General features: G+C 70.9%; 16 protein-coding genes. 6 read left to right on the top strand and 10 right to left on the bottom strand.

The annotated features are described in order from the left end of the window. The first annotated feature begins 9 nt into the window (after nt 1-9). Nucleotides 10-1,239 carry an MFS transporter gene (locus ACFOYY_RS22710; RefSeq protein WP_362913816.1) on the top strand — a complete coding sequence of 410 codons (1,230 nt, stop codon included), beginning with the start codon at nt 10-12 and terminating at the stop codon, nt 1,237-1,239. Here ACFOYY_RS22710 and ACFOYY_RS22705 read toward each other — a convergent pair. Further along, a complete protein-coding gene (locus tag ACFOYY_RS22705; protein WP_386191729.1) occupies nt 1,165-2,571 on the bottom strand; it encodes an MFS transporter in 1,407 nt (468 codons plus the stop codon). The genes ACFOYY_RS22710 and ACFOYY_RS22705 overlap by 75 nt on opposite strands. Nucleotides 2,572-2,632: 61 nt before the next feature. On the opposite strand from ACFOYY_RS22705, the gene ACFOYY_RS22700 reads away from it, so the two are divergent. Next, nucleotides 2,633-3,394, top strand: a complete 762-nt coding sequence (locus ACFOYY_RS22700; protein WP_386191726.1) for an ArsR/SmtB family transcription factor — start codon at nt 2,633-2,635, stop codon at nt 3,392-3,394. A 52-nt stretch (nt 3,395-3,446) separates the two neighbouring features. Here the strand turns inward: ACFOYY_RS22700 and ACFOYY_RS22695 are convergent, their stop codons facing one another. Next, a complete protein-coding gene (locus ACFOYY_RS22695; RefSeq protein ID WP_386191722.1) occupies nt 3,447-4,187 on the bottom strand; it encodes an HAD family hydrolase in 741 nt (246 codons plus the stop codon). 291 nt (nt 4,188-4,478) lie between these two features. On the opposite strand from ACFOYY_RS22695, the gene ACFOYY_RS22690 reads away from it, so the two are divergent. Both ACFOYY_RS22690 and ACFOYY_RS22685 read left to right on the top strand, forming a co-directional pair. Beyond that, nucleotides 4,479-5,504, top strand: coding sequence for a hypothetical protein (locus ACFOYY_RS22690; protein WP_352015268.1), 1,026 nt, complete (start codon nt 4,479-4,481; stop codon nt 5,502-5,504). An 83-nt stretch (nt 5,505-5,587) separates the two neighbouring features. Next, entirely contained in the window at nt 5,588-7,507 is a 1,920-nt protein-coding gene (locus tag ACFOYY_RS22685; RefSeq protein ID WP_352015267.1) for a glycoside hydrolase family 15 protein, read from the top strand. Nucleotides 7,508-7,562: 55 nt separating this feature from the next. Here ACFOYY_RS22685 and ACFOYY_RS22680 read toward each other — a convergent pair whose 3' ends face one another. The 5 genes from ACFOYY_RS22680 to ACFOYY_RS22660 form a co-directional block, all read right to left on the bottom strand. Further along, complete coding sequence (locus ACFOYY_RS22680) at nt 7,563-8,408, bottom strand: universal stress protein (RefSeq protein WP_386191718.1); 846 nt, start codon at nt 8,406-8,408, stop codon at nt 7,563-7,565. Nucleotides 8,409-8,541: 133 nt separating this feature from the next. Next, the gene (lepB, locus tag ACFOYY_RS22675; protein WP_386191715.1) at nt 8,542-9,354 is read right to left on the bottom strand and encodes a signal peptidase I; all 813 of its coding nucleotides are present in this window, start codon (nt 9,352-9,354) and stop codon (nt 8,542-8,544) included. Nucleotides 9,355-9,740: 386 nt separating this feature from the next. Further along, nucleotides 9,741-9,971 carry a hypothetical protein gene (locus tag ACFOYY_RS22670; protein ID WP_352015264.1) on the bottom strand — a complete coding sequence of 77 codons (231 nt, stop codon included), beginning with the start codon at nt 9,969-9,971 and terminating at the stop codon, nt 9,741-9,743. Nucleotides 9,972-10,415: 444 nt separating this feature from the next. Further along, nucleotides 10,416-11,174, bottom strand: a complete 759-nt coding sequence (locus tag ACFOYY_RS22665) for a phosphatase PAP2 family protein (protein ID WP_386191712.1) — start codon at nt 11,172-11,174, stop codon at nt 10,416-10,418. A 135-nt stretch (nt 11,175-11,309) separates the two neighbouring features. Next, nucleotides 11,310-11,693 carry a hypothetical protein gene (locus ACFOYY_RS22660; protein ID WP_352015262.1) on the bottom strand — a complete coding sequence of 128 codons (384 nt, stop codon included), beginning with the start codon at nt 11,691-11,693 and terminating at the stop codon, nt 11,310-11,312. A gap of 171 nt (nt 11,694-11,864) precedes the next feature. Between ACFOYY_RS22660 and ACFOYY_RS22655 the strand changes: the two genes are divergently transcribed. After that, nucleotides 11,865-12,932, top strand: coding sequence for a quinone-dependent dihydroorotate dehydrogenase (locus ACFOYY_RS22655; protein ID WP_386191709.1), 1,068 nt, complete (start codon nt 11,865-11,867; stop codon nt 12,930-12,932). Between the two features lie 42 nt (nt 12,933-12,974). Beyond that, entirely contained in the window at nt 12,975-13,178 is a 204-nt protein-coding gene (locus tag ACFOYY_RS22650) for a heavy-metal-associated domain-containing protein (RefSeq protein ID WP_352015259.1), read from the top strand. 228 nt (nt 13,179-13,406) lie between these two features. Here the strand turns inward: ACFOYY_RS22650 and ACFOYY_RS22645 are convergent, their stop codons facing one another. From ACFOYY_RS22645 to ACFOYY_RS22635, 3 genes are all read right to left on the bottom strand, one after another. Further along, entirely contained in the window at nt 13,407-15,065 is a 1,659-nt protein-coding gene (locus ACFOYY_RS22645) for a beta-N-acetylhexosaminidase (RefSeq protein WP_386191706.1), read from the bottom strand. Between the two features lie 35 nt (nt 15,066-15,100). Then, a complete protein-coding gene (locus ACFOYY_RS22640) occupies nt 15,101-15,964 on the bottom strand; it encodes an N-acetylmuramoyl-L-alanine amidase (RefSeq protein WP_362778166.1) in 864 nt (287 codons plus the stop codon). Between the two features lie 77 nt (nt 15,965-16,041). Next, nucleotides 16,042-16,290, bottom strand: a complete 249-nt coding sequence (locus tag ACFOYY_RS22635; RefSeq protein WP_352015256.1) for a hypothetical protein — start codon at nt 16,288-16,290, stop codon at nt 16,042-16,044. Nucleotides 16,291-16,367 lie beyond the last annotated feature (77 nt).

The raw sequence follows: 16,367 nt of genomic DNA, 5'->3' as shown, positions 1-16,367 counted from the left end.
TTCACAACGATGCGAACCCCGGTGAGGACCGGGAACTGGACCGCCGTCGTCGCCGTCGCCCTGGGCACCTTCTCCGTCGTCACGACCGAGATGCTGCCGGTCGGGCTGCTCACCGCGATGAGCGCGGAACTCGGCGTCTCCGCGGGTACGGCGGGCCTGGTGGTGACGGTCCCCGGCCTCGTCGGGGCGATCGTGGCACCGGTGCTCGTGGTGGCCGTCGGCGGGCTCGACCGGCGGCGGGTGCTGGTCGCGCTGGCGGCGCTGCTGGCCGTGGCCAACCTGCTCTCGGCGCTGGCCCCGGTGTTCGCCGTCATGCTGGCCGCCCGCGTCCTGGTGGGGCTGTCCATCGGCGGCTTCTGGGCGGTCGCGGCGGGGCTGGGGGCACGGCTGGCGCCGGAGCGGGCGGGGACGGCCACCTCGCTGATCTTCAGCGGGGTCTCCCTGGCCTCCGTGCTCGGGGTGCCCTCGGGGACGTTCGCCGGTGAGCTCGTGGGCTGGCGCCCGGCGTTCGCCGCGCTCGGGGTGCTCGCGCTGGTCCTGCTGGTCGCGCTGGTCCTGACGCTGCCGCCGCTGCCCGCCCTCGGGACGGTCAGGGCGCGGGAACTGCCCGGCCTGCTCCGCAACGCCCGGCTACGGCTCGGCCTGGTCGTCGTCCTGCTGATGGTGACCGGCCACTTCGCGGCCTACACCTATGTCAGGCCCGTCCTTGAGCAGGTCTCCGGCGTCGGCCCCGGCCTCGTCGGCACCCTGCTCCTGGTGTACGGCCTGGCCGGGGTGATGGGGAACTTCGTCGCCGGGGCCGTCGTCGTGCGGGCCCGGTACGGCACGGTCCTGGCCGTGGCCGGGCTGCTCGGCGTCTGCATGTTCGCGCTTCCGCTCGCCGGTGAGACGCGGGCCGCGGTCGTGGTCTCGCTTGCGGCGTGGGGGCTGGCCTACGGAGGGGTCTCGGTCAGCATGCAGACGTGGGTGCTCACGGCGGCGCCGAAGACCCCGGAGGCGGGGTCGGCGCTGTTCGTCGCCGTCTTCAACGCGGCCATCTCCCTGGGCGCGTTGCTCGGCGGCCGGGTCGTCGACACCGTCGCGGTCTCCGGCGTCATGTGGGCGGGGGGAGCGCTCGCGCTCCTGGCCGTGCCGGTGGTGGTGCTCGCCGTACGGCGCCGCGGTTCACAGGGGGACCGGGACGCGGTTGGCGCGCCAGGACACCAGGGCCAGGAACGCCCCGGCGAAGAAGGCGCCTGAGGCGATCAGGGCGGCGGTGTGGAGGCCGGGGACCAGCGGCGCGGACGTCGCGGTGAGGGTGCTGAACAGGGCGACGCCGACGGAGTTGCCGATCTGCCTGGCGACGTTGAACACCGCCGAGGCGACACCCGCGTTGGCGTCCGGCGCGGCCTGCACGATCGCGGCGGTCGCGGCCGGGACGGTGGTCGGGGTGGCCAGGCCCGTGGCGACCAGGGCGAAGAGCAACTGCCAGTAGGGGGTGTCGGGACCGGCGACCAGCCAGCCGAGGAAGCCGAACGCGCCGAGCAGCAGCGCCCCGGCCATCGGGGCGTGGGGGCCGTGGCGCGCGGTGAGGCGGCCGGAGAGCGGGGCGGCGAACACCGCCATGCACACGGTCGGCAGCAGCGCGATCCCGGTGCCGAGGGCGCCGTAGCCGCGCTCGTTCTGGAAGTACAGCGTGGACAGGTAGAGCATCCCGTAGTAGCCGAGGTTGAGCAGCACCCCGACCGCCGCGGCCGGGGAGAAACCGGGGGAGCGGAAGAGCGAGGGCGGCAGCAGGGGGGTGGAGCCGGGGGTGGCCTCAAGACGCCGTTCGACCAGGACGAACAGGACGAGCGCCACGATCCCCACCCCGCAGGCCGCGAGCACGGTCGGTGACGTCCAGCCCTGGGTACCGGCCTCGTTGAGCATGCCCGCGAGCGCCGTCAGGCCGACGACGCCCAGGACCTGACCGACGGGGTCGAGTCCACGACCCGAGGCGCGGGCGGCCGGGGCCGGGACGTGCCTCAGGGTGAGCCACACGGCGAGCAGCGCGACCGGCACGTTGACCCAGAACGCGGCCTGCCAGTTCAGCCCGGCCACGAGGAGACCGCCGACCAGGGGGCCGGCGGCGAAGGCGACCCCGGCGACGCCGGCCCACACCCCCAGGGCTCTGGCCCGGGTCGCCCGCCCGGGGTAGGCGGCGGCCAGCAGCGCCAGCGACGTCGGCACCAGCAGCGCCCCGCCGACGCCCTGGAGCATCCTCGACGCGATCAGCGTCACGGAGGTCGTGGCGAACCCGCAGCCGAGGGAGGCGACGGTGAAGACGCCGAGGCCGGTCAGGAAGACCCCGCGGTGCCCGAGCCGGTCACCGAGGCCGCCGCCGAGGAGCAGCAGGCCCGCGAAGACCGTGCTGTAGCCGTCCACGACCCAGGCCGTGGCCGAGGCGTCGGCGTGCACGGACTCCCTGATGGTGGGGACCGCGACGGTGACGACGGTGACGTCGAGCATGACCAGGAAGTAGCCGAGGCTCAGCGCGATGAGCGGGGGCCAGACCAGCCGCTCGACAGGGGCCCGGCGGTCGGTTGTACGCATGACCGCATGGTCGTCCCGGGTCGCTTAGTCATCCGTCTAACCGTTGGTGTACGTTCGCGCCGTGGAGCACCCACGACGTGACCCGGACATCGCCCGCGCGGCGCGCCTGATCGCCAGCGCCTCCCGCGCCCACATGCTCAAGGCGCTCTCCGGCGGCCGTCCGCTGGCCGCGAGCGTCCTGGCCGAGGAGGCCGGGGTCACCCCGGCCACCGCGAGCGTGCACCTGCGGCGGCTCACCGAGGCCGGTCTGGTCGTCGGCGAGCAGCGCGGGCGGCATCACTACTACCGTCTGGCGAGCGCCGAGGTCTCCACGGCGCTTGAGGCGCTGGCGGTCATCGCCCCGACCGTCCCGGCCCCCGTCGCCTCGCTGCGGGTCAGCAGCAGGGAGAACGCCCTGCGCAGGTCGCGCACCTGCTACGACCACCTCGCCGGGTCGCTCGGTGTCGGGCTCATGGAGACCTTCGTCAGCCAGGGGCTGCTCACCGGGACGCCGAAGGCCGAGGAGGACGGCCGGGGGCCCGACCTGCCCGCCGCCTACGGCCGGGCCCTGGAGTACCACCTGACCGGGAAGGGCGGGGAGGTCTTCGGCCGTTTCGGCGTCGACGTCGCCCGCCTGAGCACCAGGCGGCGCCCGGTCGTGCGCTACTGCGTCGACTGGAGCGAGCGGCGCCACCACCTCGCGGGAGGGCTGGGGGCGGCGCTCACCGGCCGCTTCTTCACCCTCGACTGGCTGCGGTACGGCGTCTCGCCCCGGGTCGTCCACCTCACCGAGACGGGCAGGCGGGGGCTGGCGGACACCTTCTCCTTCGAGGCGCCCGCCTGAGGCGCTGGAGATCGCCGCGAGGAACGGCTCCGCCGAGCCGGCCCCTGACCCGTCACCCGGCCGCGCCGCCGTACGGCTGACCGAACCCGAGCAGGGCGGGCAGCTCCTCCAGGGACCGTACGGCGGGCAGCCCGGCGGGCACCGGGGCGCCCGCCCGGTTCAGCCAGACGCCGTACAGCCCGGCGGCGTTCGCCGCGGCGGCGTCCACGTCGTGCCTGTCACCGACGTAGGCCACCCGCCCGGGCGGCAGCCCGAGCACCGCGCAGGCCGCGTGGAAGATCTCCGCCCGTGGCTTGGCGACGCCGACCTCGCTCGACGCGACCAGCACGGGCAGCGCCGTACCCAGCCCGATCCTGCGGAGCTTGTCACGCTGCTGGGCGGCGTCCCCGTTGGTCAGGACCCCGAGCTGCGGCCGGACGGCCTGTCCGGCCAGTACGGCAAGGCAGGGCGCGACGTCGGGGAAGGCATGCCAGGCGGCCTCGTAGTGCCGCAGGTAGCCCGCGAACCAGGTGTCCGCCTCGGTGTCGTCCCAGGACCCCAGGCCGAGCTCGGCGAAGAGAGTGGTCACGCGCAGGCGGCGCTGTCCGGTGAAGGTGAGCTCACCGGCGAGGTAACGGTCCATGGCGTGGTGTTCGAGCTCCGACCAGCGCCGCCGCGCCGCCTCGTGGTCGACGTCCGCCCCCGCGACCCCTGTGAGAGCCGCGGTGAAGGCCGTGGTCGCGGCCGTGTCGTGGTCGAGCAGCGTGCCGTCGAGGTCGAACAGGAGTCCCTCGACGTTCCGGTTCCGTGTCACGTGGCCGCACCGTATCCGATCATCCACGGCCGTGCACGGGGTGGTCATCCCGAATCACCCGTGGTGAACGCGCCAGGTCCCGAAGGCATGTGCTTTCGCTTTCCGCGCCGTCACTTTTCCCTCAGACCGTTTTCCCCGCGTGGTACGCCGGATCCCTCGATTACCCGGCCCAGATTCTCCAACGAATCTCTCCATAAAGTCATATTTCTGGTATGTCATATGGACCGCTGATCACGACTTTTGTGTTTTTCGATCACGTTGGCAATCGTGAAGTGCTAAAAAGGGCCTTCTATGAGAATCTTCCGGCGCCGGAAAGGCGGACGATCTGCCGGAGACGCCTTCGTCGTCGGGCGTCTCTGGAACGACATCGCCCTTGACGCCGCCGTCGAGGCGGTCGAGGAAGGCTATCTGAACGCGGGACTCGTCCTCCTTGGGGAGACCCACGGTGACCCGGAGTTACGTTCCCTGCGGCTCGACGCGCTCAGCCGCGCCGCGGTCGGCAGGAGCCAGGGCATCGCCGAACTGCTCGCCGGGTCCCGTGACCGGGCCGACATCCTGCTCTGGCTCGGCCGTACGGTCATCGACGAGGCGTGGGTCATCCGGGGCGGAGGCTTCTCCGGGGAGGCAGGTGAGGACCGGTTCAAGATGTTCTTCGCCACCCTGTCCGGCGCCCACGAACCGCTCATGGAGGCGGCGAGACTGCGTCCGTACGACCCCGTGCCGTGGGAGTCCATGATCTGGTTCGCCCTGGGCATGCAGTTCGACCGGGCCGAGGAGGACGAGATCTGGGAGGAGACCGTCTCCCGTTCCGCCACGCTCTTCTCCGCCCACTGGGCCCGGATTCAGGCGCTTTCCGAGAAGTGGGGCGGTTCCCACGAGGAGATGTTCTCCCACGCCCGGGAAGCGGCGGCGTTCGCGCCCCGGGGAAATCCGCTCACCGCGATGCTGGCACTGGCGCACCTGGAGTATCTACGCGCCGAGGAACGCCGTCTCGTGGTCGAGAACAAGATGATGGCCTACATGAAGTTCAGCATGCGGTATTTCTCCGAGCGGGTCGTCGGAGAACTGAAGGACGCCGAACGCCGCTGGACGGCCTACGCCACCGCGCACCCCCGCGACTTCGAGGCCCACCATCTGTTCGGGGCCGTCTTCGTCCGTGAGGCGAGCACCCACGACCTCGCGGCCAGACACCTCAGGCAGGTCGGCAACCGGGTCGGGCGCGGCGCCCCGTGGAGCTATCTCGGAGACCCCGCCGAGGAGTTCGCCGCCGCGCTGCGCAGGCTCAGGATCTCCCTGCCCGGACCCCGCGACGACTGAGGGGCGACCTTTCTCACCTGCGGTTTCGTGCCTAGAGTGGAAGGAGACGACCGGCTCGCGGCAGGTCGGGAAGGCGGGATCCGATGACGGTGAACCCCCTGACAGGTGTGCTCCGCGACTGCTCTCCGTTCCCGCCGATCGCGGACTACGCGTTCCTGTCCGACTGCGAGACGACCGCCCTGGTCGCGCCGAGCGGGAACGTCGAATGGCTGTGCCTGCCACGGATCGACTCGCCCAGCGTGTTCGCCGCCATCCTGGACCGGGACGCCGGGGGCTTCCGCCTCGGCCCCGCCGACATCAGGGTCCCCGCGGCACGCCGCTACCTGCCGGGAACCATGGTCCTGGAGACGAGCTGGGGCACCCCGACCGGCTGGATCGTCGTGCGCGACCTGCTGGTCGTCGGCCCGTGGCACCACGACGACGAACTGTCCCACACCCACCGCAGGGCGCCGACCGACTACGACGCCAGCCACGTCCTGCTGCGCACGGTGCGCTGCGTCAGCGGGGAGGCGCAGGTCACCCTGGACTGCGAACCCATGTTCGGCTACGGCCGCACCCCCGGCCGCTGGTCCTACACCGACCGGGGCTACCACCAGGGCGTCGCCAGGGCCGAGGGGGAGTCCCTCGAACTGAGGCTCACCACCGACATGCGGCTGGGCTTCGAGGCGACGCGGGCCACGGCGCGCACCCTCCTGAAGGAGGGCGACACCCGCTTCTGCGCGCTGACCTGGACCGCCCACGAGCCGCCCTACACCTTCGACGAGGCGTACGGCAGGCTCGTGTGGACCGCGCACCACTGGCAGCACTGGCTGGCCAGGGGAGACTTCCCCGACCACCCGTGGCGGAGCTTCCTCGAACGCAGCGCCCTCACCCTCAAGGGCCTGACCTTCGCCCCGAGTGGCGCCCTGGTCGCGGCGGCGACCACCTCCCTGCCGGAGACACCCGGCGGCGACCGCAACTGGGACTACCGCTACAGCTGGATCAGGGACTCGACCTTCGCCCTGTGGGGCCTGTACACGCTGGGCTTCGACTGGGAGGCCGACGACTTCTTCTGGTTCATCGCCGACGTCGCCGAACGCGACGAGGAACTGCAGGTCATGTACGGCGTCGACGGAGAACGCGTCCTCACCGAGCACGTCCTGGACGACCTTGAGGGCTACGAGGGCTCCCGGCCCGTCCGGGTCGGCAACGCCGCCTACGACCACCGGCAGAACGACGTCTGGGGAGCCGTCCTCGACTCCTTCTACATCCACACCCGCTCCAGGGACCGCCTCGACGAGCGGATCTGGCCGGTGCTGCGGCGGCAGGTCGAGTCCGCGATCAGATACTGGCGCGAGCCCGACCGGGGCATCTGGGAGGTACGCGGCGAGCCACGGCACTTCACCAGCTCGAAGGTCATGTGCTGGGTCGCCGTGGACAGGGGGGTACGGCTGGCCAGGCTCCGCCAGGACACGGCCCTGGTCGCCCGCTGGAGGCGGATCGCCGACGAGATCCACGCCGACGTGTGCGCCAACGGCGTCAGCGAGCGGGGGGTCTTCAGGCAGCACTACGACTCCGACACCCTGGACGCCTCACTCCTGCTCATCCCGCTGGTCGGCTTCCTGCCGCCGGACGACCCCAGGGTCCGCGACACGGTGCTCGCCATCGCCGACGAGCTGACCGTGGACGACCTGGTGCTGCGTTACCTGCCCAAGGAGACCGACGACGGCCTCACCGGTGAGGAGGGGACCTTCACGATCTGCTCGTTCTGGCTGGTCTCGGCCCTGACCGAGATCGGGGAGCACCGCAGGGCGCGCAGGCTCTGCGAGAAGGTGCTCTCCTTCGCCAGCCCGCTCGGCCTCTACGCCGAGGAGATCGACCCGCTCAGCGGACGTCACCTGGGGAACTTCCCCCAGGCCTTCACCCACCTGGCCCTCATCAACGCGGTCATCCACATCATCAGGGCGGAACGCGGCAGGTTCGGCGGCCGTACGTGGCGCAACCCGGCAACCGACCCCCTGTGAACCCGGCCGCCGGGCCGCGCTCGGAACGCCGGGGAGACGCCGGGCGGGCCCGGCGCTACCGCGAGGCGCTGAGCGGCCGGTGGGAGGGGGCCACGACGACCGGGCAGGGCGCCCCGCGCAGCAACGCCTGGCAGAGCACGCCGAGCGGCAGTTCGGCCGGGTCGTCCCAGCCACGGTCCCCGACGACCACCAGGTCCGCGTCCTGGGCCGCCCGCTGGAGGGCCGCGACGTGGGCGTCGTCCACGACGGTCGTCTCCACGTTCACCTGGCCGTATCTCTCCTCAAGGATCGAGACGGCCCGCCGGAAGGCGACCATGTACTCCCGGGTGTCCCGCGCCTCCTCGGGGATCAGGCAGATCGCCCGCAGCGACGCCTTGCGCAGCCACGCCTGTTCGAACGCCAGCCGCAGTTCCAGCCGTTCAGGGGCGGTCGCGTCGACACCGACGACCACCAGGTTCGTCGGAGGGCCGGGCCGTTCCCCGACGACGGCGACCGGGCAGTAGGCGTGCGCGGCGAGCTGTACGGCCGTCGAGCCGATCCGCAGCTCCGCGAAGCCGCCTGAGCCACGTCTGCCGACCACCAGCAGGTCGGCGGCGCCGGACTCGCTCATCAGGACGACGGACGGCGACCCCAGGTCGAGTGAGGTCCTGACCTCGATCCGGGGAGCCAGCCGCCGCGCCAGGTCGACGCCCTTGTCGAGCACCTGACTGCCGAGGCGTTGCACCGTCTCCATGCTGGCCAGCGGCACCGGAGTTCCCTGGGACCACTGCCAGGCGTGGCAGACGACCAACGGGGCGAAACGCAGCCGGGCCTCCTCGGCGGCCCACCTGAGCGCCCGTTCACTCGCCTCGGAACCGTCGTATCCGGCGACCACAGGCCGCTGGTCGGCGTTGTACTGCATCGCGCTGCCTCCCCCATGTCCCCTGTTTCCATCCTTGTCGTACTTCGCTGACCAGGGGGAACACCACGCCGTAAAACCTCCCCCACGGCCTGGCGGGGAATCGGGGGTTACCGGAGGGGGCCTACCAGGGGAGTCAGCGGCGGTGGCGCAGCCGTCTGCGGGTGCGCAGGCGGACGAGGGGCACCGCGACCGCGGCGCCGAGCAGCAGCGGAGCCCCGGAACCGAGGGCGGCCGTCGCCTTCAGCGCGGACTGGGAGAAGGTGTCGGGGATGGAGATGACGTCGGCGTGCGAGAACGGCCAGACGATCACGAAGGCGCGGCCGATCACATGGTCGATCGGGATGGCGCCGCCACCGGGGTCACCCTGGTGGGCGCGCGAGTCGGACGAGACCATCCGGTGGTCGCCCATCACCCACAGCCGCCCGGGCGGGACGGTGATCTCGAACGGCGTCACCGAGGGCTTGTTGCCCGGGAACAGGTAGGCCTTCTCGTCGAGGGGGACACCGTTGACCGTGACGCGGTCCTGGCCGTCACAGCACTTCACCTTGTCACCGGGGACGCCGATGACCCGCTTGATGAAGTCCTTCTCCGTGGGGACCAGGCCGAAGAGGGAGCCGACCCAGTTGAGGGCGCCGGTGATCGGGTTCGAGGGCTCCTCGAACTCGACCTCGTCCGGCCAGGAGTCGACGCCGCCGGAGAAGACCACCACGTCACCGCGCTCGATGTCACGCACCCGGTAGACGAGCTTGTTGACCAGGACCCGGTCGTTGATCTGGAGCGTGTTCTCCATCGATCCGGACGGGATGTAGAACGCCTGGACGATGAAGGTCTTGATCAGCAGGGCCAGCAGAAGGGCGACCACGATCATGATGGGCAACTCCCGCCAGAGAGAGCCCTTCTTCTTGTCGCTGCCCCTGGCCGGCTGTTCCACGTCCTCCGCGACCACGTGCACCCCGTCCCGGCCGCCCGGCCTTCAATGGTTTCTCGCTGATGAGCCTAGATCATGCCTACTTCCGACGCTTCGCGTCGAGGCGATCCCGCCTCTGAGTACCCAGGAGAGGCGCTCCCGACACCGTCCGTGAAGTGAGGAACGCCCCACGTGTGACGCCGGTCAGGGTCTCTCCCACGAGGAACCGGACCACCGCCGTCCCCGTGTTCTGGCCGGGACGGGCGGTCTGGCCGTGTGTACGGCCGGGAGCACCACCGAAGCGCTACCGGGGTGTTCCAGGGCACTGCTGAAACACCGCGGGGCACCGTGGGGGCACTACCGAAGCACTACCGGGGCCGGCACGTCACGGCCGCCAGGCCGTACGAGGCGTTCGAGCACGCGGCTCAGGCGCTCGCCATCGCCGTCTCGGGCACCGGGCGCTGCGCGACAGGCTCGGGAGCGGGGGCGGCGGGCAGGGTGGCCGAGGTGACCACGGGGGCGGCCTTCTGCGCGGCCGGGCAGGAGCAGTAACCGTTGGTGACGATCAGGCGTCCCCGCTGCGGGGTGTAGTCACGGGAGTCCGTGGTGAGAAGAACACCCGTGCAGGTATTGCAGACAATCGGCTGACGATCCATGGGACGGCTTCCTTTCCGAGGGTTAGCCGTCGAACCCTAGATGTCCGGCCGGCTGCTGGTTCCTTGCTGGAAAATACTTAATCTTCCATTAAGGATTTCTATCCTACTTCGTAGCTTAAAGTAGCCCAATGCGCACAGATCGTGATATTGGGTGATTTTTCTTGATCTTATCCATGTGTCACGAACCCTGCGATGGCCATTGTGGGCTTTCGAAGGACCAGTGTGGGGGATCGAGCGGTGTGACTCTGGCAACAAACCTTTTTGCCTTCATCATCCATGTCGCCCCCCGGCTTTGAGCGGAAAATTCAGTAAACGGTGGCATATCACTAGATTGACGGCACCCATTGCTGATCTTTGTCAGAATCTGTGGCGACGTTTCCTCAGGTGAGAGCCATCAGAAGAAGATCACGACATTCGAACCCGGGACCGGCACCACCGTGACGGTTACTCGCGGTCACCCCGGGAGAACGCCTCCGGCTCGACCCCCTCGACGTACGGCTCCGCGGGCCTGCGCCCCTCCTCCCGCCGCCACCGCTCGAACCCCGCCGTCGTCCCCGCGGTCACCACGACCCCCAGCGCGAGCCCCGCGACCACGTCGCTGAACCAGTGGACGCCGAGGGCGACCCGCGTGTACGCCACGAAGACCGCCGGCACCGCCGCGAGGGTCCAGGCGGCGGCTCTGGACGCCGGCCCCCTCAGCCGGGGCAGCAGCATCAGCACGAGCACGCTCGCCCCCGTGGCCGCCGCCATCGCGTGTCCGGAGGGGAACGACCACCCCGGCGCCCAGGAGACCGGGTCCGGCAGGACGGGCCTGGCCCGGTTGACGATCTCCTTGATCAACACGTTCAGCACACCGCTGGCCGCGATCGTGACGACCGCCCAGACCGCCGGGCGGCGCGCTCCCCGGTACCACGCCCAGGCCGCGGCGGCGACCACGAGCACGCGCCAGGTGTTGGGGCCCAGGATGTCGGTCCACGCCCCGAGAAGACGCGCGTAGCCGGGGTCGGCCAGTACATAGGCGTGCAATCCGGTGGCGATCGCCTCGTCGAGGTCGTTCAGCGGCTCGAAGGAGATCAGTACGAGCACGAGCAACAGGACGAACGGCACCGAGAACAGTGCCACGGCCCCGACCGCGAACGTCAGCCGCATCCCCAGGCGGCGGTCGGAATCCTGACGGCTGCGCTCTCCGAGTGTCCTGGCCATCATCCATCGCTACCCGAAAGGGGACGGATATGCCAGGGATTCGACCCGCACGGGGCGGGAACGGCGTGTCACCGGCGCTGCGGGGCCCGGCCGTCCCGATCAGAGATCCTCAGACAGGGACTCCCGGAACGCTCTTCAAGCGGCGTTCCTGCTCTCCCGCCGGGTGGTCCAGCGCAGCACGTCACAGTGCCGCCGCTCGGCCTCGGCCAGGGCCGACTCGTCGAGGTAGGAGTCGAGCACCGCGCGTAACTGCGGCATCTGCTCGGCCACGTCGGCCCACGCCTGGGCGGGCTCGTCCCAGCCGAGTTCGATCAGCGCGTCCAGGTGCGCGGCGTAGGCCGTCCACCACTGGCGGCTCAGCTCGGCCAGGAACCCGCTCAGGCCACCGAACTCTTGCTCGATGTCCGCCTCCCACCACGGAGGGACCGTGGTGTCACCGGTCTCCGCCATGTCCCTGAGCACGATGTGCACCAGGGCGCGGCGCCTGCGGATGATGGTCGAACGTGACAGGATGCTCATGTCCACACCCTGCCGCCCCCAGTTTGCCGAACGCTTAACGATCTGTTGACGGCAATATACGGTGCCCGCGGAGCCCGCGACGCGGGAGCATCCTCGCCTGAGGACGACTCCGACCCCGTACGGCATGGCCGGGGCGGGCCGCGTCCCGCCGGGGGACTACCCTGATCGGTGATGTATCGAATCGTGTTCACGCAGGTCCTCAGCCGCATCGACCCGGAGGACATCCACCACCTGACGGTCGGCGGGTTGCGCCTGCTGTCGGCGGCCCCCGTGGTCAAGCGGCTCGTCCACCGCAGGCTCGCCCCACGCGACCCCGCCCTGCGGGTGCAGGCCTTCGGCGTGCACTTCCCCAGCCCCTTCGGGCTGGCGGCGGGGTTCGACAAGGACGCCAGGTGCGTCGAGGCCATGTCCGCGCTCGGCTTCGGCCACGTCGAGGTCGGTACGATCACCGCGCACGCCCAGCCGGGCAACGCCAGGCCCAGGCTGTTCCGCCTGGTCAGGGAGCGGGCGATCATCAACAGGATGGGCTTCAACAACGCCGGTGCCGCCGCCGCGGCCAAGGCCCTCGGCAGGACCCGCGGGGTCCCCGTCGTGGTCGGCGTCAACATCGGCAAGACCAAGGTCGTGCCCGAGTCCCAGGCCGCGGACGACTACGTGTCCAGCGCCAAGGAACTCGCCCCCCTGGCCGACTACCTGGTGGTCAACGTCAGTTCGCCCAACACCCCGGGCCTGCGTGACCTGCAGGCCGTCGAACTGCTGCGCCCCCTGCTGCGGGCGGTCAAGGAGGTCGCCGACGGCACGCCGAGGCGCACCCCGCTGCTCGTCAAGATCGCACCGGACCTGGCCGACGAGGACGTGGACGCCGTCGCCGACCTGGCCCTCGAACTCGGGCTCGACGGCGTCATCGCCACCAACACCACGATCAGCCGCCAGGACGTGAGCAGTACCGAGACGGGCGGCCTCTCCGGACGTCCGCTGCGGGCCCGTTCGCTTGAGGTGCTGCGCAGGCTCAGGGCGCGGGTCGGCGATCGCCTGGTGCTGGTCTCCGTCGGCGGCGTCGAGGGCGTCGACGACGTCTGGGAGCGCCTGCTGGCAGGGGCGACCCTGGTGCAGGGCTACACCGGAATGATCTACGAGGGGCCGCTGTGGGCCTGGCGGATCAACCGCGACCTGTCCCGGCGCCTGCGGAGGCACGGTGTCACGGATGTGCGCCAGATCATCGGCCGCACCGCGGGCTGAGGTAATACCCTGGGAGGGTAAACCTCGACACCTGGAGGCGTGATGAGCCTGAGCACATACACCGTCACCGGCATGACCTGCGGCCACTGCGTGAGTTCGGTCAAGGAGGAGGTCGGTGAGGTCCCCGGCGTGACCGGCGTCGAGGTCGACCTGGCCAGCGGCCGGGTCGACGTCTCCGGTGAGACCCTCGACGACGCCGCCATCCGCGCCGCCATCGAGGAGGCCGGCTACAAGGTGGCGGGCTGACCGCCCGCCCGTTTCTCGTACGGCACGCCCCCCGGCGCCACCCGCCGACCCCGGCGCGCCCCGCACCCCACGCCCCCCGGCCGTCCGGCCGTCCGGCCCTCCCGCCGCGACGTCCACGACCACCCCGGGGAGCCCGCGACCCCGGCCGCCACGGGAGACGATCTCCCGCGAGGGCCGTGACCCTCACACCGGGGACCAGACCGTGGTCCCCGGTGCGGGGCCGTACCGTCACATGCTCGGCCGGGTCGAGTCGGCGTCGTGGGTCATGCCCTCAAGGCGCTTCATGACGTCCTCGGCGTTGACGAAGCCGGGGCGGTGGCGGCGCGGACCGGCGCCGCCGAGCTGCCACGGGCGCGGCCCGGACAGGGGGCGATACTCGACGCCGAGCGCGTCCAGCCTGCGCAGGTGCCGTTCGAGCCGCGCGTCGAAGTCGGCCCCGGGAGTGCCCGACCAGGCGACCTCGGCCAGCGCGCAACCCCTGGGCCACGCCCGGTAGTCGAGCGCTCTGGCGTCGGGCAGCCGCTCGCTCCACAGCTGGAACTGCGCCCCGATCACGTGCTCCCGCTGCGCGTCCGTCCACGACGACGGCACCGGCTCGTAGGCCACGACGTCGCCGACGGTGATGGTCTCGCCGATGGCCAGCGGCTCCTCCTCGGAGGCCGCCTCCGCGTAGTCGAAGTACAGCGGGAAGACCGAGGTCTGCACCACGTCGTGCCCGGCCTGCGCGGCCCGCTGCGCCACGCCGGGGCCACGCCAGGGCATCACGATCGTGTCGGGCCGCAGCATGCCGCTGACGAAGGCCTCGTCCCACACCACGGCCCTGCTGCCCCGCTCGGCCAGCACGTCCGCGAGCCTGCGCAGGAACCACGCGTGCAGGTCGCCCACGTTCTCCAGGCCGAGCTCCGCCTGGAAGGCGGCGATCTCGGGGGAGGCGGCCCAGTCGTCGAGCACGCACTCGTCCCCGCCGATGTGCACGTACGGTGTCTCGCCGAGTGCCCCCAGGATCTCGTCGATGACGACGGTCAGGAAGTCGACGGTCGACGGCAGCGGGGACAGGATGGCGGTCGAGATGCCCCAGCGGTCGAGCACGGTGAACGGCTCGGGGGTCCTGCCACCGGTCGCCCGCGCGTCGAGCTCGGGGTAGGCCGCCAGGATCGCGCAGGCGTGCCCCGGCACGTCGATCTCGGGCACGACCGTCACGGCCCGCGCGCGGGCGTACCCGGAGATCTCCGCGAGGTCGTCCAGCGTGTAGTACCCGCCGTGCGGTACCTCGTCGTAGACCGGGGCGTCCTCGTGGTGCCCGACGATCGTACGCGGCCGGTGCGAGCCGACCTCGTGCAGCCGGGGGTAGGCCCGGCTCTCGACCCGCCACCCCTGGTCGTCGACCAGGTGCAGGTGGAGCCGGTTCAGCTTGTGGACCGCCATGAGGTCGATCATCCTGAGCACCTCCCGCTTGGGCAGGAAGTGCCGCGCGAGGTCCAGGTGCGCCCCGCGCCACGCCAGGCGCGGCGCGTCCCGCACGGTGACACCGGGAACGGTCCAGCCCGCACCCCCGGCCTCAACGGGAGCCGCGCGGAAGGCCGCGTCGGGCAGCAGCTGCCGCAGCGTCTGGCCCGCGTAGAACGCCCCCTGGCGGTCGCCGGCCGCGATCCGCACCCCCCGGCCCGTCACCTCAAACGTGTAGGCCTCGTGGCCGAGCGCGGCGTCGTGCTCGACCGTGACCGCCCCGGCCTCTCCCGCCCCCGCGGGCCTCAGGTCGAGCACGGACAGTGCCAGCCGTACGGCCCCGGCCAGGTCGGTGGGGCCCGCGACGGGAGCCCCCGGGGAGAGCTCGAACGAGTCGGTGGAGGTTTCGAAGGCGACAGGACGTGGCAACGGCGCATTCATGCTTCAGATCATGTCAAATCGAACATGATCGCGCATTACTTGAGATAGTTCTGCAGCCCGTTGGCAAGGGCGAGGGCGGCCTTCTGGCGGAACGCCGGGCTCTGGAGATTCGCCGCGTCCCCCGCGTTGCGCATGTTGCCGCACTCGATGAAGATCTTCGGCACCGTGGAGAGGTTCAGGCCGCCCAGGTCGTTGCGGAAGTCGAGGGCCTTGCTACCGATGTAGGTGGAGTAGGGCGTCCCGGTGCCCGCCTTGTAGGCGTTCCGTACGTCGATGCCGAGCTTCCTGGACGCACCGACCACCGGGTCGACCGGTCCGTTGATCTTCTTCGGCATGATGATGTGGAAGCCGTGGTCGCCCGCGGACGCCCCGTCGGCGTGGATGGAGATCGCCGCGTCGGCGTGGGCCTTGTTGCCGACCGCGGCCCGCTCGGTGATACACGGCCCGAAGCCCGAGTTGTTCTGCCGGGTGAGCTTGACCGTCGCGCCCCTGCTCTTGAGGATCTTGGCCAGCCGCTGGGAGACGTCCCAGGTGAAGGCCGCCTCGGTGTAACCGTTGTTGGTCTCGGTGCCGGTGGTGTCGCAGGCCTTCTTCTGGGTCAGAACGTCGACCTGCTTGTTGATCTCCGCAGGGTGCCGGTAGTTCTGCCCGTTGTGGCCGGGGTCGATGACCACGACCTTGCCCTTCAGCGGGTCCGCGGGAACGCTCCCGCCCGTCGCCGGGGTCTCAGGAGCCGGGGTCGCCGTCCGCTCCGACAGCGCGGAGGCGGGTGAGGCCGTACCGGAGGCGGGGCCGCCGTTCTGCGCCGGGGCCGCGCCGGTGCCGCCCGTGGTGCCGCCACAGGCGGCGACGCCAAGGCCGCACAGAGCAAGAGTGGCCACGAGTGCTTTGCTGGTCACGCTCATCCTCCTCGAAGGAACCGTCAACCACCCAACCTACGTGGCCCGGGACCGTTACCTCGCCGAGACCCCGGCGGTCACCAGACCCGCTCTCCCGTCTCCTGCCTCTGCAGCAGCGCGGCGAGTTCTCTGGCGTCGTCCGCGTCCAGTCCGAGGACCACACGCGGACGGCCCCATGGATGGTCGATCGAATGGGCCACGTAGCTCGCGACGGACTCGGCGCCCGTGTCCTCGCCGCGCCCTCTGGTGGCCCGCCAGTGCGCCCATGCCCGCTCAAGCTCGGCGGCCGCCCGTTGGGCACACGAAATCAGCTCAGGATCACGCATTGCTACCCCCTCGTCACATCGCAGTCAACACCCGCGTGTCTTCGCGACATCGAGGGTTGACCTGCTTTTGACGGGGA

This window comes from Streptosporangium jomthongense (assembly GCF_042650425.1).
GTDB lineage: Bacteria > Actinomycetota > Actinomycetes > Streptosporangiales > Streptosporangiaceae > Streptosporangium.
Note: the sequence above shows the minus strand (reverse complement) of the source record. Positions and strands in the feature narration are given on the sequence as shown.

Coding starts and splice junctions, on each gene's coding strand:
- ACFOYY_RS22710 (WP_362913816.1), top strand. CDS start 10: ATGCGAACCCCGGTGAGGACCGGGAACTGGACCGCCGTCGTCGCCGTC.
- ACFOYY_RS22705 (WP_386191729.1), bottom strand. CDS start 2,571: ATGCGTACAACCGACCGCCGGGCCCCTGTCGAGCGGCTGGTCTGGCCC.
- ACFOYY_RS22690 (WP_352015268.1), top strand. CDS start 4,479: ATGAGAATCTTCCGGCGCCGGAAAGGCGGACGATCTGCCGGAGACGCC.
- ACFOYY_RS22685 (WP_352015267.1), top strand. CDS start 5,588: ATGACGGTGAACCCCCTGACAGGTGTGCTCCGCGACTGCTCTCCGTTC.
- ACFOYY_RS22680 (WP_386191718.1), bottom strand. CDS start 8,408: ATGCAGTACAACGCCGACCAGCGGCCTGTGGTCGCCGGATACGACGGT.
- ACFOYY_RS22670 (WP_352015264.1), bottom strand. CDS start 9,971: ATGGATCGTCAGCCGATTGTCTGCAATACCTGCACGGGTGTTCTTCTC.
- ACFOYY_RS22665 (WP_386191712.1), bottom strand. CDS start 11,174: ATGGCCAGGACACTCGGAGAGCGCAGCCGTCAGGATTCCGACCGCCGC.
- ACFOYY_RS22660 (WP_352015262.1), bottom strand. CDS start 11,693: ATGAGCATCCTGTCACGTTCGACCATCATCCGCAGGCGCCGCGCCCTG.
- ACFOYY_RS22655 (WP_386191709.1), top strand. CDS start 11,865: ATGTATCGAATCGTGTTCACGCAGGTCCTCAGCCGCATCGACCCGGAG.
- ACFOYY_RS22650 (WP_352015259.1), top strand. CDS start 12,975: ATGAGCCTGAGCACATACACCGTCACCGGCATGACCTGCGGCCACTGC.
- ACFOYY_RS22645 (WP_386191706.1), bottom strand. CDS start 15,065: ATGAATGCGCCGTTGCCACGTCCTGTCGCCTTCGAAACCTCCACCGAC.
- ACFOYY_RS22635 (WP_352015256.1), bottom strand. CDS start 16,290: ATGCGTGATCCTGAGCTGATTTCGTGTGCCCAACGGGCGGCCGCCGAG.